Source organism: Amycolatopsis echigonensis (genome assembly GCF_002846615.1).
GTDB lineage: Bacteria > Actinomycetota > Actinomycetes > Mycobacteriales > Pseudonocardiaceae > Amycolatopsis > Amycolatopsis echigonensis.
In genome coordinates this window covers 5,154,781-5,168,579 of record NZ_PJMY01000003.1, presented here as the reverse complement: position 1 = coordinate 5,168,579, position 13,799 = coordinate 5,154,781, and the positions used below count along the sequence as shown (strand labels likewise).

Genomic DNA, 13,799 nt, shown 5'->3' with positions numbered 1-13,799 from the left:
GTCCACCGTGGACGGACAGATGAGCGGCAAGATTATGCCGGTGCGAGGGAAGCAAGAGTCACCTCCGAAGCGGAGAGAGGCGGCGAGCCTCGGTGTCGGGGCTGGTACTGCCGAACCGCACGCTCGCTGCGGCCAGAACGGCGATCAGGCAGACGATGTCGAGCGCGATGAGCAGCGGACGTGCGCTGTCGGACGCGACGAGACCGATGCTGTGCGCGAGCGCGACCGGCCAGCACAAGTAAGCGAGCCAATGCACCGCGCGCCATAACCGTGGCGGGATCCGAGTTCGCAGCAGGCTCGTCACGACAATGGCGAGCAGCAAATCCACCGCTACCGCACCGAGGCCGATCCAGAACGGTTGGTAGCCCGAAACGAACGGAACGACGACGGAGAGCCAGCTGAGGTCCACATAGCCGTCGACGACCGCGAAGATGATGTGTGCGCCCAAAAAGACGAGACTGGCCAGGGCGAGATTCCGATGCAGGTCCGCGAGGGCGAAGCGGGGCCAGCGCCGGGTCGCGAACCTTCCCGAATTGAGGAAGCCGAGCACCACGACAGCCGTCGAGAACACCAGCGAGACGATTCCGGTGGCGCGGCTGAAGTACCAGAGCGCGGAACTCACGACGCACGCTCCCGGCGATCCTCGGGCCAGCCCGCGGTCGTCCGGACCGCGCCGCGCGAGCTCACCAGCCGTGCCGGCAATCCGCGCGAACTCAGCCAGTCCAACGCTGCCGCACCCAATACGACCGAGGCGGTGCTCGCCGTGTTGGCGTCCACACAGGACTTGGCCGCTACCGATACCGTTCGCCAGCACGGATCCGCCGGCTCGCCCGTCCGCGGATCGACGATGTGGTGCACCACGCGACCGCCGCGCCGCCAGGTTCGCCGGGCAACGCCGGAGGTCGCCAGGCCGCCGCTGGTGAGTGTGATCGTCGCACCAGGATGGGCGACCGCGTCCGTGTGGTCGTCACCGATCGCTATTTGCCAGCCGCCCGCCGGAGCCGGGCCCGCCGCCGCGAGGTCGCCGCCGAGGTTCACCAGCACGCCGCAGCCGGTGCGACGCGCGATCTCCGCGGCAGTCTGGTCCGCGGCAAACGCTTTCGCGGTCGCACCCAGGTCCAGCATTACGCCACGCGGGAGCACGACAACCCGTCGGGCTGGTTCGAACAGCACCCAATGCGAGCCCGGCGCGGGGACTGGCGCCGCAGCGGGCCCGTCGGCGATCTCGGCGAAGTCCCGGTCGTAGCCGAGCGCGGCCATCGACCCGCCGACCGTCGGATCGACCAGTCCGCCGCTCAGCCACGAGGCGCGCAACGCGGCCGACAGCGCGTCGGCCAGCAGCGGGCTCACCTCGACTTCCCTTCCCGCGGCACGGTGGAGTGCCGAAATTTCCGAATCCGGCCGGAACCGGCTGCAAGCCCGATCGACTTCGGCGAGCCGCGTCCGCAGCAACGCGGTCGCCGGGCCGAGCGCGGCTTCCTCGGTGACGAGCACCCGCGCGGTCGTCCCGAGCGCGGGAAACGCCGCCGAATACGGCCCGGTCACGACGCACCCGATCCGGTGTGCGCGTGCCCGGAGCCGGAGCCGAGGTCTTGCGAAGGCGACTGCAGCTGGTCTTGGCCGGAAGTGCTCGATCCTGTCCCGTTGTCGGTCGAGGTGGTCCCGCTGGTGGACGTCGAACCGGCCGCCGTCAGCCCGTATCCGATGCCGCCGGCCGCCGCGACTCCGAGCACTGCCGCGACCGCCGTGACGAACGCGGTGCGATGCCGGACGCGCGCCCGCTCCGCTTGCCTTCTGCTGATGTCCGGGTCCATGCCAGGTGTCCTCTCCGGTGCTGGGAACACCAGTCTCAGCCGCGTTTCTATGAGTCGGCTGGGAGCGACCTGTCAGTTTGCTGCCAGTCACTACACTCCGCGCATGAGCACGGTCCTCGCGTGGGCAACGCTGGCGGTGTGGGCCGGACTCGCGTTGTGCCACAGCTGGTTCTGGCGCACCGACCAGCGGCTGCCCGAGCTGGTCCGGCCGGACGGGTGGCCGTCCGTCGCCATCGTCGTGCCCGCCCGTGACGAGGCGGAACTGCTCCCGGAAACCCTGGCCACGCTGCTCCGCCAGACCTATCCCGGCGACGCGCGAGTCATCCTCGTAGACGACGGCAGCAGCGACGGCACCGCCGAAGTCGCCCGCTCGCTGCCTGTCCCCGATGGACTCCCGCTCACCGTCACGAGCCCCGGCGAACCACCGGACGGCTGGACCGGGAAACTCTGGGCCGTAGCACACGGCGTCCGCGAGGCGGGAGACGTCGACTTCCTCCTCTTGACCGACGCTGACATCTCACACAGTCCCGATTCGCTGGAAACCCTTGTCGCCGCTTCCACCAGCGGCCGGGACCTGGTATCTCAGATGGCCGTTCTGCGCACCGCGACGTTCTGGGAACGGCTGATCGTGCCCGCTTTCGTGTACTTCTTCGCGATGCTCTACCCGTTCCGCCGCGTGAACTCCGCGCGCTGGCGCACCGCCGCCGCAGCTGGCGGTTGCGTCCTCGTCCGCCGCTCAGTGCTCGAACGCGCCGGCGGAATCGCCGCGATCCGCGGTGCGGTCATCGACGACGTCGCGCTCGCCCGCGCGATCGCGTCCGCCGGCGGCCGGATCTGGCTGGGGTACGCGTCGAAGGTCTGGAGCGTCCGGCCGTATCCGCGGCTCGCGGACCTGTGGCAGATGGTGGCTCGCAGCGCCTACCCCCAGCTCCGGTATTCGCCGCTGCTGCTGGCCGGGACCGTCGTGGGCATGATCGCCGTTTTCCTCGCCCCGCCAGCGCTCGCCCTGACCGGCTCGTGGCAAGCCGCCGTGGCGTGGGCCTTGATGGCGGCGACCTTCGTGCCGGTCGCCCGGTACTACCGGCAGCCCCTGGTCGCGGGGCTGGCGCTGCCGTTCACCGCGGCGCTGTACACGCTGATGACGATCGACTCCGCACGTCGCCGGACCGGCTGGAAGGGCCGCACGTACTAAGGCCCTGCTGACCGAATTGGATGACGCCGTGCAGCAACGGATATGGCATCATCCCGACATGATGTCGACCCGAAGGGGCAATGCCTCGTAGGAAGCCCGGCGCGGTCCGCGCCGACCGACCCGAGGCCCGTGATCTGCGGGCCGGATGCGTCTCTCCAGCACTCGACCGATATCGGAGCTTCCTGCGCCAGCCTGGCCGCTGGTTGTATCTTCCGTGGCCCGATTGCCCGTGCAGCGATCCGGTCGAAGCCCGCGACGATCTGGAAGCCGCCCTGCGAGCCCTCCCTCGCCGCGCCCGTGCGGAGCTGCGGCGGATCATCGCTCCCCTCGACGACGACTTCAGGCGAAGAACCCTGCCCGATCCGGCGGCGAGTTCCCTCAGCCGCTGGCACGCGTCCGCGTGGTGGCGCCAGCGGCTGCACGAGCGGTGAACGACGGACTCCCGGAACCGCGCGAGAGCGAGTTCACACCACCCGGGGATGCACGTTCATACATCGTCGTGCATAATCATTCCTATGTCCAAGGTGCTCACTTCCCTTCCCGTCGGCGAGCGGGTCGGCATCGCGTTCTCCGGCGGCCTCGACACGTCCGTGGCGGTGGCGTGGATGCGCGACAAGGGTGCGGTTCCGTGCACCTACACCGCCGACATCGGCCAGTACGACGAACCCGACATCGCGTCCGTCCCCGGCCGTGCGCACGCCTACGGGGCGGAGCTCGCGCGGCTGGTCGACTGCAAGGAAGCCCTCGTCGAGGAGGGGCTCGCCGCGCTGACCTGCGGAGCCTTCCACATCCGCACCGGCGGCCGGGCCTACTTCAACACCACCCCGCTCGGCCGCGCGGTCACCGGCACCCTGCTGGTGCGCGCGATGCTGGAGGACGACGTCCAGATCTGGGGCGACGGGTCCACCTACAAGGGCAACGACATCGAGCGCTTCTACCGCTACGGCCTGCTGGCCAACCCGGGCCTGCGGATCTACAAGCCGTGGCTCGACGCGGCGTTCGTCGGCGAGCTCGGCGGCCGCAAGGAGATGTCCGAGTGGCTGCAGGCGCACAACCTGCCCTACCGCGACAGCACCGAGAAGGCCTACTCCACCGACGCGAACATCTGGGGCGCCACGCACGAGGCGAAATCGCTCGAGCACCTGGACACCGGCATCGAAATCGTCGAACCGATCATGGGCGTGCGGTTCTGGGACCCGGAAGTCGAGATCGCGGCCGAGGACGTCACGATCGGCTTCGAGCAGGGCCGTCCGGTGACCATCAACGGCAAGGAGTTCGGCACCGCGGTCGAGCTGGTGCTGGAGGCCAACGCGATCGGCGGGCGGCACGGGCTGGGCATGTCCGACCAGATCGAGAACCGGATCATCGAGGCCAAGAGCCGCGGCATCTACGAGGCCCCGGGCATGGCGCTGCTGCACGCGGCGTACGAGCGGCTGGTCAACGCGGTGCACAACGAGGACACCATCGCCAGCTACCACAACGAAGGCCGCCGTCTCGGCAGGCTGATGTACGAGGGCCGCTGGCTGGACCCGCAGGCGATGATGCTGCGCGAATCCCTGCAGCGCTGGGTCGGCACCGCGATCACCGGCGAGGTGACGCTGCGGCTGCGGCGCGGCGAGGACTACTCGATCCTCGACACGTCCGGACCGGCGTTCAGCTACCACCCGGACAAGCTGTCGATGGAGCGCACCGAGGACTCCGCGTTCGGCCCGGTCGACCGGATCGGCCAGCTGACCATGCGGAACCTCGACATCGCCGACTCGCGCGCCAAGCTGGAGCAGTACGCGAGCCTCGGCATGGTCGGCGGCAATTCGCACCCGAAGCTGATCGGCGCCGCGCAGGCGGCCTCGACCGGCCTGATCGGCGCGATGCCCGAGGGCGGGGCCGAGACGATCGCGTCCCGCGGCCGGGCCGACGACGTCGAACTGCTCGACCGCGCCGCGATGGAATCCGGCACGGACTGAGGCTTTCCTCCCGCGGATGCCCGCGCCGGACCACCGGCGCGGGCATTCCCTCTATACCAGCGACCGCACCCCGCTAACGTCTCTATATTCCGGCGGCGGTTCCCGGTTAACGTGGCGGCGTGACCCCGATTTTTCAGCTGTCCGCCGACCACGTCACGGCCGAGGCGGCGCTCGACCCGATCGCCGCGACCCTCGACGGCGTGACCACCGACGCGACCGCGCTCACCGACCTCACCCCGGACGGTTTCGCGGGCCGCGCCGACCTGGCCCGGCGCACGCTCGCCGCCCTCGCGAAGCTGACCCCCGAGTCCCGCGCGGACCGGATCGCGGCGGCGCATCTGCGGAACAGCCTCGAGGCCGAACTGGCCTGGCACGAGCTGGACGAGCCGTTTCGCCAGGTACAGGCGCATTTCGGCACGCTGAGTTCGATCGCCGATTCGGTCCGGTTGCTGCCGCGCCGCGACGCGGACGACTGGCACGTCCTCGCGGTCCGGATGGCCGGGGTCGAAACGATGCTCGCCGGCTGGCAGAAGACGCTGCAAGCCGGTCTCGACCGCGGTCTGCGCGCGGCCCGTCGGCAGGCACTGGAAACGGCGGCCCAGGCCGAGCGGTACGTCGGCGTCCACAATGCCCTCGTCGAGGAGTACGGCGATGGGCCGCAGACCGATGAACTGCGCGCCGGGGCCGACGCGGCCCACCGCGGTTACGCGGCGCTCGCCCGATTCTTGCGCGAGGATTACGCCCCGCATGCCACCGAAACCGACGGTGTCGGCGCGGAACGCTACGCCGTCGCGGCCCGGCTTTCCCTTGGCGCGGACCTCGATCTCGCCGAAGCTTACGAATGGGGCTGGGCGGAACTTCAGCGCATCGAAACGGAAATCGCCGCTGAGGTCGCGAAAATCCAGCCCGGCGCGAGCGTGGCGGAAGTCCTCGCGCTGCTGGACAAAGAGTGCTCGGTAACCGGCGAAGAGTCCTATTTGGACTGGCTGCGTTCCGCGCACGATCGCGCACTGGAGGCGGCGAGCGAACACTTCGACATCCCGGAACCGTTGCGCGCCTTGGATGTCGTACTCGCGTATGGCTCCGCGTCGGGTTCGCCGTACTACACCGGTCCCGCCGAAGACGGCTCCCGCCCCGGCCGCACGTGGTGGCCGCTGGGCGGACGGAAACGCTTCGCGACCTGGTCCGAGCTTTCGACGGTGTTCCACGAAGGCGTTCCCGGACACCATCTGCAGATCGGCGTCGCGGGCCTGGCCGGGGATTCGGTCAGCCGTTACGCACGCGTCCATTCAGTGAGCGGCCACGCGGAAGGCTGGGCGCTGTACGCCGAACGTCTCGCCGACGAACTGGGCTGGTTCTCCGAGCGCGGCACCCGGCTCGGCATGCTGGCCGGGTCCGCGCTGCGGGCCGCGCGTGTCGTGATCGACCTCGGCTCGCACCTCGATCTGCCGCTGCCGGACGGTTCCCGCTGGGACTTCGACACCGCGTGCCGATTCCTGCACGAACGGGGATTGGCCGCGGAACACCGGGTGCACGCCGAAATCGTGCGGTACCTCGGCTGGCCCAGCCAGGCGATCTCGTACAAGATCGGCGAACGCGCGTGGCTGCGGGCGCGCGCCGAAGCCGCCGCAAAACCAGGATTTACGTTGCGCCAGTGGCATCACGACGCGCTGGCCGTCGGCCCGGTCGGACTCGCGGCGCTGCAGGACGCGCTGCGTTAAGCCTTGGCTTCGCACTCCGCGCACATGCCCCACCACGTGACCTCCGCCTGGTCCACCCGGAAACCGGGCACCGGACCGGGTTCGAGGCACGGCGCGGCTCCGATCGCGCACGGCACGTCCTGGATCCGGCCGCAGCCGCGGCAGACCAGGTGGTGGTGGTTGTCGTGGGTTTCGAGTTCGAACCGCGCGGGCGACCCCGCCGGTTCGAGCGGGCGCAGCAGGCGGGCGCCGACGAGGTCGTCGAGCACGTTGTAAAGGCCCTGCCGGGACAACGCGCCGACCGCCCCGTCGGCGTCGAGCACCGTCGCGATTTCCGCGGCCGTGACGTGCGGGGTCCGCGCGACCGCGGCCAGCACCGCACGCCGCTGCGGCGTGTTGCGCAGGCCTTTGTCGCGCAGGCGCGCCCCGAACTCGTCCATGGCCCGGATCGTACCCGCAGACTTGACCGAATCAATTCTGGCGTGCAGTGGGTCACACGGCCAGAGTTGACCCGTTCTTACATTTGACTGGATCAACTTTGGGGGCTACAAATGAGGCGTGCTCACGACCTCCGCACCCCTCCCGTCCAGCGCCGACGCCGGGACCCGGCTCCGGCGCGCCGGCCTGCGCGTGACGACCGCCCGGCAGGTCGTGCTGGAAGTGCTGGCCGAACATCCGCACGTGACCGTCGCGGAACTGCTGCCGCTGGTCCGCGAACGGCTGTCGATGGCGTCCACGAGGGGCGTCCACGACGTGCTGACCACCGGCGTCACCGCCGGCCTCATTCACCGCTTCGACCACGTCGGCGTCGCGCAGCGCTACGAGCTTTCCGGCTTCGACCACCGGCACCTGCTGTGCCGCCAGTGCGGCCGGCTGGAGGCAATCCCCGGCACGCCAACGGAATCGGCCGACGAAACGGTGTCCGGACTGTGCTCGCGCTGCCATTCGGCTGAGTAAGCCTCAGCGCGGCGATATTGCGGGCCGCCCAGTCGGCGAAGGACCCAGTCGCAAGCTGTTCGACAGGATCACCCGTCGGCTAGCGCCGCGGTAACCATCCTCCCCGGTCAGGCCGGGCATTACCTGCGAGGTAATTTACATACAGACTGCATGTATGTATCTTCGCCAGCATGAACGCACACGAGAAACTCGGCACTGCCCGGCACGTCAACCTCCCGCAAGGCGAGCTCCGGTACTTCGAACGCGGACGCGGCCGCCCGGTCGTGTTCGTCCACGGCGTCCTCACCAACGCCCTGCTCTGGCGCAACGTCGTCCCGACCGTCGCGGACGCCGGGTTCCGTTGCCTGGCCCCGGATCTTCCGCTGGGCGCGCACCCGGTCCCGATGCGCTCGGACGCCGACCTCAGTGCCGCCGGCCTCGCCACCCTCCTCGGCGACTTCCTCACCGCACTCGACCTCGAAGACGTCATCCTGGTCGCCAACGACACCGGCGGCGCCATCACGCAACTGCTGCTCGCGCGGTATCCAGAGCGGGTCGGACGGGTAGTGCTGACGCCGTCGGACAGCTTCGAGTACTTCTTCCCGCCGATCTTCAAGCCGCTGCCGCCGATCGCCCGCGTCCCGGGTTCGATGGCAGTGCTCGGCCAGCTGCTGCGGATCAAGGCGCTGTACCGGCTGCCGCTGCTGTTCGGCTGGGTCACGAAACGCCCGCTGCCGCCGGACATCGCCGAGGAGTACCTGGGCAAACTGCGGAAATCCCCTGGGGTGCAACGAGATTTGCGCAAGTTCCTGCGCACCGTCGACTCGAGCCACACCCTCGCCGCGGCGGAGAAACTGCGCCAGTTCAAGCGTCCGGTACTGCTGGTATGGCCGCCCGAAGAGAAGCTGTTCCCGATCAGCCTCGCGCACCGCCTGGCGGAGATATTGCCGGACGCGGAACTCGTCGAGGTCGCGGACTCGTACACCTTCGTCTCGGAGGATCAACCGGACGCACTGGCCGGGCACATCACGCGCTTCGCCGCCGCCATGGCAGATTAGGTGCGTGCGACGTACCCAGCAAGAACGCTCCGACGCAACGCGAGCCGCACTGATCAAGGCCGCCCGAGACCTCTTCGGCGCACGCGGCTACCACGACGTGCCCGCCGAAGAAATCACTCGCACGGCAGGCGTCACGCGGGGCGCGCTGTACCACCACTTCGGCGACAAACAGGGGCTTTTCCAAGCCGTCGTCGAAGTGCTGGAACGGGAGCTGACCGCCGAGGTCTCGGAAGTCCTCGACGGCGCACCGAACCCGCTTTCCGGGCTTTCCTCCGCGCTGGGCGTTTTCCTGGACGCCTGCCTGCGACCGGACGTCCGGCGGATCTCGCTGACCGACGCCCCCGCCGTGCTGGGCTGGGACGCCTGGCGGGACCTAGAGGCCGAGTACGGCTTGGGGCTGGTCGCGGAACACCTGGCGGCCGCTCGGGAGGCTGGGTTGATCGTCGATACGCCGGTGGATGCTCTGGCGCAGCTGGTGCTGGCCGCGGTGATGGAGGCGGCTCGGATGATCGCCAATGCGGACGACCCGGACCGGGTGCGGGCGGATGTGCAGCAGGTGTTTTTGGGGTGGCTGGGTGGATTGTTGCGAACTTCTTAGGTCAGAAACCTCGCCCTGCAGCGACGTGGACCAGCGTTTGACGTCGGCGCGAGGCGGTCTGGCACAGCGCGCTTCACAGCCGGATCGACTTCTGGTTCATGAACTCCTCAATCCCCGACGGTCCCAGCTCCCGCCCCATTCCCGAGCGTTTGATCCCGCCAAACGGCAAGTCCGCCTGCGACCCGCCGGATTTGTTGAAATACACCATTCCCGCCTCCAGCCGGTCCGCGGCACGGCGCAACCGGGCCGGATCGGTGCCGAACACTGCCGCGCCCAAACCGAACGGCGAGTCGTTGGCGATCTCAATCGCGTGATCATCCGATTCCGCCCGGAACAAGATCGCCACCGGCCCGAAGATTTCCTCGCGGTAAGCGTCCATCTCCGGCGTGACATCCGTCAGGACAGTCGCTTCCAGATAAGCAGCCTCACCGCGACGGCCACCGGTCCGCAAGGTCGCGCCCTGTTCCACTGCGCGCGCTACCTGACCGGCAACTTCGTCCGCAGCGGCGACGGAAGCCAGCGGAGGAAGCTTCACCGACGGGTCCGACGGGTCACCCGGGACGTAATAGTCCGCGACCCGCTTGGTGAAGCGGTCCACGAATTCCTCATAAAGGTCAGACTGGACGATAATCCGCTTAGGTGCGTTACAGGACTGCCCACAGTTACGCATCCGGGCGGTCGCAACAGTACGCACCGTTTCGTCCAGATCCGCGGTGTCGAGCACCAGTAACGGGTCCGAGCCGCCTAGCTCCAGCACGCAGCGTTTCAGGTTGCGGCCCGCCTCGGCCGCCACCGAGATGCCCGCCTTTTCGCTGCCGGTCAGGGACACGCCTTGAATGCGCGGATCAGCGAGAATCATCGGCACCTGACGACTGGACGCGAAGACATTCGCATAAGCGTCGTCCGGTACGCCCGCTTCGTGCAGAATCTTCTCGATCGCCAGCGCCGAGCGCGGGCAGATCGACGCGTGTTTGAGCAGGATCGTGTTGCCCAGCACCAGATTCGGCGCGACGAACCGGGCCACCTGGTAACACGGGAAATTCCACGGCATCACCCCGAGCAGCGCACCGATCGGTTCCTTGCGGATCACCGCGGACCCGCCGCGGATCGCGAGCGGCTGGTCGGCGATCAGGTCCGGGCCGCGCTCCGCGTAGTAGCGGAAGATGTCCACGACGATCCCGACCTCGCCGCGGCCCTCGTTGATCCGCTTGCCCATCTCCAGGGTCATGACGGCGGCCAGTTCGTCGGCGCGCTCCTCGAACAGGTCCGCGGCTCGCGCGACGATCGCTGCTCGTTCCGCTACCGGACGGTCCCGCCAGCGGCGATATCCGTTGCCCACGCGCTCGATCGCCTCGCGAACCTCGGCGTCGGTCGCGTTCTCGATCTCCTCGATCAGCTGACCCGTGGCCGGGTCGGTCACCGTGTACATCGCGGTCTCCCTGCGGTCGGCGTTCTCGCCCGCATCCTATTGCATACAGTATCCCGTGTATAGATTACGCAGAGTAGCTGATCCTTGACTCAGTGCGGGCAGCCGAGTATGGTCTAGACCACAATTCTCCCCACCCCTCCGCCCGCGCACCACCCCACCGCGGGCTCGTCGGTCGTGCCGTGGCTCGGCCGGCCGCCCTCCGGCGCGGGAGCGGGCCCGGCTTCGAAGGAGCCACCATGCCCCGCAAACGCACGATGCTCACCGCACTCGGCGGCGCGATCCTCGCCCCGGTGCTGATGCTGATCGGACCCGGCATCGCCAGCGCGCACGGCTACGTCAACTCTCCGCCGAGCAGACAGGCCCAATGCGCGGACGGAACGGTGTCCTGCGGTGACATCAAATGGGAACCGCAGAGCGTCGAGGGCCCGAAGGGGCTGCACAGCTGCAGCGGCGGCAACGACCGCTTCGCCGACCTCGACGACGACAGCAAGGGCTGGACGGTCACCCCGGTCGGCACCCAGGTCACCTTCAACTGGGTGTTCACCGCGCGCCACCGCACTACCGACTTCGAGTACTTCATCGGCGACACCGAGGTCGCGAGCTTCAGCGGCAACGACTCGGCCCCGCCGGAAACCCTGTCGCACCAGGTCGACCTGAGCGGCTACACCGGACAGCAGAAGGTGCTCGCGGTGTGGAATATCGCGGACACCGGCAACGCCTTCTACGCCTGCATCGACCTGAACGTCTCCTGACCGCGCGAAAACGCCGGGCAGCCAGGCGGAATGTCCGCTCCGGCTGCCCGGCGCTTCATCCGGCGAATGCCTCGGCGAGGCTGTCTTCGTCAACGTGGTACCGCGTGATCAACCCGCCGCTGACGGTCAGGCACACCTGGTCGCGAAACGTTTGCCGGTCAGGGTGACCGTTTGGGCACTCGTCCCGACGAGCGCCGCGTCCGCGCCAGCGCTAACCGGGCCCCACTGACCTCTTGTGTCAGCGAAGCGAGGCTTCCGCGCTCCGTTTGCCGACCAGGAACCACAGCATCGGCCCGAGGAACGGCGCGCAGAACGCGAAGACCACCCACATGAACTTCATCCCGGCACCGAGCGGGCTGCCGAGCACGCTCACCAGCGCGCCGATGAACAGCACGACCGGAAACGCCACCAGCAGCGCGATCCCGGCGACGGCGGCGAACTGCAGGCCTTCATGGACAGTGTCGGCCAGGGCGGCGGTCATCAGAAGATTCCTCTCTCACAGCGGGCTTGCACCCATTGTGCGAGCGGAACGGCCCAGCCCGGATCGGCTTGACGGCTCGATCCGGGTACCGCTTAAGTAGTACATGCGTCCACTATGGACGTCAGGCTCCGAACAGCTCGAGCAAAGCCGCCGGTGCGTCCGCGCGGAAACAGCTCTCGAGACTCTGCGCCGACTCCGCCGCCGATTTCGCGCTGCGCGGGAACAGAGCGGCCTCGTACTCGGCGAGCGCGCGTTCGACGTCGCCTGGGTGCCGGGCGAGCGCGAGCCCCAGTTCGGCACCGTCAAGCATGGCGAGGTTCGCGCCCTCTCCGGCGAATGGCGACATCAGGTGCGCGGCGTCGCCGAGCAGCGTGACGCCAGGCACCCGCGGCCATGAATGCTCGATGGGCAGCGCGTGGATCAGCCGCGGGGTCAGGTCGCCGTCCGCGTCCGCGACCAGGGCGCGGAGCCGGTCGGACCAGCCGTCGAAATGGCTCAGCACGGCGGCCTTGGCGGCGGCGTGATCAGTGAAGTCGACGGACGCGGTCCAGGTTTCCGGGACGCGGACGGCGGCGTAGACGTGCAGGCTCCCGTCCGGCTCGCGGTGTGCGAGAAAGCCTTTGTCCTCGCCGAGCGCGAAACTCATGCCGCCGCCGAGGAGAGCTGCCGCGTCCGGGTGCCGGGAGTCGGCATCGAGGAGGTCGATCTCGACGAAGGAGATCCCGGTGTACGCCGGTTTTCCCGGCGAGACCAGTGGACGGATTCGCGACCAGGCGCCGTCGGCTCCGACGAGCACGTCCGTGGTGAGGGACGTGCCATCGGCGAGGGTGAGGCGATGTCGGCCCTCGGGTAGAGGTTCCGCGGCGGTGACCTTCGCGCCCCAGCGGACGGTGCCCTCCGGCAGCGAGTTGAGGAGGAGATCGCGCAAGGCTCCGCGGTCGACCTCCGGCCGCTCACCGCTGCCGTCGTCCGCTTCGGAGAGCAGGAGGGTGACGGCGCGGTCGTAGACGCGGGTCTCCTGGCCGCCGGAGTGGACCAGGGCCTTGAATTCGGCGTGCAGACCCGCGGCGCGGAGAGCGACCTGGCCGGAGTCGTCGTGGATGTCGAGCATGCCGCCCTGCGCGCGGGCGGACGGGGAGGCGTCGAGGTCGAGGACAGTGGCTTCGATGCCGTGGACGTGCAGGACGCGGGCGAGGCTGAGACCGCCGAGGCCGGCGCCGACGATGGTGATGGTCATGGGTTGCTCCGTTTCTACGTGGGTGACTCCGGCCAGTCTAACGAACATGTTCGTTACGAACAAGTTCGTAGGTGGGTGACGGTGGTCGACTGCCGCGCAGGTCTGCGCGGCCGCCCCTGGACGGTTCGGCCGAGTAACGGTGTTCGGCGTGCCGGGTCTCGCGGGCACAGCGACCCCCCAGGCGGGGCAACCTGATCGAGGTTCGCGCGTCGTCTGCTTACCGGGGGCCGACCAAACGGTCCCTCGACGGGTGGCGACCCAGATCACCCGATGGGGCCGGAACATTCGCGCGGTCCGCGCGTTGTACAGGGTGTCGGTACGGAGGTGCCCCCGGGCCTCACCTTCTGCCTTCCAGGAATACCGGTTCGGCCGGAGCCTGGTCGTGCCACTCGCCGCGAGGCGGCCCCCGTACCGGCGCAGAACCACCCGCTCCGCGCGCCTGCTCCCCCCAGACGCGGAACGGGATCCGGTGCTCCTGCTCCCGCCGGCCGGTAACCCCCAGCCGGTCCGGACGGAGCGGGAGCACACCCCCGGCCGCGGGAATGTTCTTGGCCCGCAACGAGTTGTACTGAGCAGAGTTCTCCTGAAGAGCGGTCGCCTTTGTTCACCGGATAAATCGAGTTCGTTCGCCAGCCGCA

Annotated in this window: 14 protein-coding genes; 7 read left to right on the top strand and 7 right to left on the bottom strand. The window is 68.9% G+C overall.

The genetic code is table 11. From position 1 onward, the window contains the following. Positions 1 to 58: 58 nt before the first annotated feature. From ATK30_RS29610 to ATK30_RS29600, 3 genes are read right to left on the bottom strand one after another with little or no spacing between them, the layout of a single operon-like run. Positions 59 to 622 (bottom strand): ferric reductase-like transmembrane domain-containing protein, encoded by a 564-nt coding sequence (locus tag ATK30_RS29610; protein ID WP_101438284.1) that lies wholly within the window; start codon positions 620 to 622, stop codon positions 59 to 61. After that, the gene (locus ATK30_RS29605; RefSeq protein ID WP_101438283.1) at positions 619 to 1,545 is read right to left on the bottom strand and encodes an FAD:protein FMN transferase; all 927 of its coding nucleotides are present in this window, start codon (positions 1,543 to 1,545) and stop codon (positions 619 to 621) included. Before ATK30_RS29605 ends, ATK30_RS29610 begins: the two co-directional genes overlap by 4 nt. Continuing rightward, a complete protein-coding gene (locus ATK30_RS29600; protein WP_101438282.1) occupies positions 1,542 to 1,814 on the bottom strand; it encodes a hypothetical protein in 273 nt (90 codons plus the stop codon). Before ATK30_RS29600 ends, ATK30_RS29605 begins: the two co-directional genes overlap by 4 nt. A gap of 103 nt (positions 1,815 to 1,917) precedes the next feature. Between ATK30_RS29600 and ATK30_RS29595 the strand changes: the two genes are divergently transcribed. From ATK30_RS29595 to ATK30_RS29580, 3 genes are all read left to right on the top strand, one after another. Continuing rightward, positions 1,918 to 3,006: a glycosyltransferase gene (locus tag ATK30_RS29595; RefSeq protein ID WP_101438281.1), complete on the top strand. Its 1,089-nt coding sequence runs from the start codon at positions 1,918 to 1,920 to the stop codon at positions 3,004 to 3,006. A gap of 515 nt (positions 3,007 to 3,521) precedes the next feature. After that, positions 3,522 to 4,970, top strand: a complete 1,449-nt coding sequence (gene argG, locus ATK30_RS29585; RefSeq protein ID WP_101438279.1) for an argininosuccinate synthase — start codon at positions 3,522 to 3,524, stop codon at positions 4,968 to 4,970. Positions 4,971 to 5,089: 119 nt separating this feature from the next. Continuing rightward, complete coding sequence (locus ATK30_RS29580; protein ID WP_101438278.1) at positions 5,090 to 6,691, top strand: DUF885 domain-containing protein; 1,602 nt, start codon at positions 5,090 to 5,092, stop codon at positions 6,689 to 6,691. On the opposite strand, the gene ATK30_RS29575 is transcribed toward ATK30_RS29580, so the two are convergent. Next, positions 6,688 to 7,110: a Fur family transcriptional regulator gene (locus ATK30_RS29575; protein WP_101438277.1), complete on the bottom strand. Its 423-nt coding sequence runs from the start codon at positions 7,108 to 7,110 to the stop codon at positions 6,688 to 6,690. The two genes, ATK30_RS29580 and ATK30_RS29575, sit on opposite strands and share 4 nt — an antisense overlap. Before the next feature lie 118 nt (positions 7,111 to 7,228). Here ATK30_RS29575 and ATK30_RS29570 point away from each other — a divergent pair, with 118 nt between their 5' ends. The 3 genes from ATK30_RS29570 (at position 7,229) to ATK30_RS29560 (ending at position 9,262) form a co-directional block, all read left to right on the top strand. Beyond that, on the top strand, positions 7,229 to 7,627 hold the full coding sequence (locus tag ATK30_RS29570) for a Fur family transcriptional regulator (RefSeq protein WP_101438276.1): 399 nt from the start codon (positions 7,229 to 7,231) through the stop codon (positions 7,625 to 7,627). Between the two features lie 170 nt (positions 7,628 to 7,797). After that, the gene (locus ATK30_RS29565) at positions 7,798 to 8,664 is read left to right on the top strand and encodes an alpha/beta fold hydrolase (RefSeq protein WP_101438275.1); all 867 of its coding nucleotides are present in this window, start codon (positions 7,798 to 7,800) and stop codon (positions 8,662 to 8,664) included. 4 nt (positions 8,665 to 8,668) lie between these two features. Then, positions 8,669 to 9,262 (top strand): TetR/AcrR family transcriptional regulator, encoded by a 594-nt coding sequence (locus ATK30_RS29560; RefSeq protein ID WP_101438274.1) that lies wholly within the window; start codon positions 8,669 to 8,671, stop codon positions 9,260 to 9,262. Positions 9,263 to 9,335: 73 nt separating this feature from the next. Here the strand turns inward: ATK30_RS29560 and ATK30_RS29555 are convergent, their stop codons facing one another. Further along, positions 9,336 to 10,691: an NAD-dependent succinate-semialdehyde dehydrogenase gene (locus ATK30_RS29555; RefSeq protein WP_101438273.1), complete on the bottom strand. Its 1,356-nt coding sequence runs from the start codon at positions 10,689 to 10,691 to the stop codon at positions 9,336 to 9,338. 236 nt (positions 10,692 to 10,927) lie between these two features. Here ATK30_RS29555 and ATK30_RS29550 point away from each other — a divergent pair, with 236 nt between their 5' ends. Further along, entirely contained in the window at positions 10,928 to 11,443 is a 516-nt protein-coding gene (locus ATK30_RS29550) for a lytic polysaccharide monooxygenase auxiliary activity family 9 protein (RefSeq protein ID WP_101438272.1), read from the top strand. Positions 11,444 to 11,681: 238 nt separating this feature from the next. On the opposite strand, the gene ATK30_RS29545 is transcribed toward ATK30_RS29550, so the two are convergent. Beyond that, the gene (locus ATK30_RS29545; RefSeq protein ID WP_101438271.1) at positions 11,682 to 11,924 is read right to left on the bottom strand and encodes a PLD nuclease N-terminal domain-containing protein; all 243 of its coding nucleotides are present in this window, start codon (positions 11,922 to 11,924) and stop codon (positions 11,682 to 11,684) included. Between the two features lie 121 nt (positions 11,925 to 12,045). Beyond that, the gene (locus tag ATK30_RS29540) at positions 12,046 to 13,161 is read right to left on the bottom strand and encodes an FAD-dependent oxidoreductase (protein ID WP_101438270.1); all 1,116 of its coding nucleotides are present in this window, start codon (positions 13,159 to 13,161) and stop codon (positions 12,046 to 12,048) included. Positions 13,162 to 13,799: the final 638 nt, after the last annotated feature.

Bases quoted from the DNA above. Each gene is read 5' to 3' on its own strand.
- ATK30_RS29600 (WP_101438282.1), bottom strand. From the start codon at position 1,814: ATGGACCCGGACATCAGCAGAAGGCAAGCGGAGCGGGCGCGCGTCCGG.
- ATK30_RS29595 (WP_101438281.1), top strand. From the start codon at position 1,918: ATGAGCACGGTCCTCGCGTGGGCAACGCTGGCGGTGTGGGCCGGACTC.
- argG (WP_101438279.1), top strand. From the start codon at position 3,522: ATGTCCAAGGTGCTCACTTCCCTTCCCGTCGGCGAGCGGGTCGGCATC.
- ATK30_RS29575 (WP_101438277.1), bottom strand. From the start codon at position 7,110: ATGGACGAGTTCGGGGCGCGCCTGCGCGACAAAGGCCTGCGCAACACG.
- ATK30_RS29565 (WP_101438275.1), top strand. From the start codon at position 7,798: ATGAACGCACACGAGAAACTCGGCACTGCCCGGCACGTCAACCTCCCG.
- ATK30_RS29555 (WP_101438273.1), bottom strand. From the start codon at position 10,691: ATGTACACGGTGACCGACCCGGCCACGGGTCAGCTGATCGAGGAGATC.
- ATK30_RS29550 (WP_101438272.1), top strand. From the start codon at position 10,928: ATGCCCCGCAAACGCACGATGCTCACCGCACTCGGCGGCGCGATCCTC.
- ATK30_RS29545 (WP_101438271.1), bottom strand. From the start codon at position 11,924: ATGACCGCCGCCCTGGCCGACACTGTCCATGAAGGCCTGCAGTTCGCC.
- ATK30_RS29540 (WP_101438270.1), bottom strand. From the start codon at position 13,161: ATGACCATCACCATCGTCGGCGCCGGCCTCGGCGGTCTCAGCCTCGCC.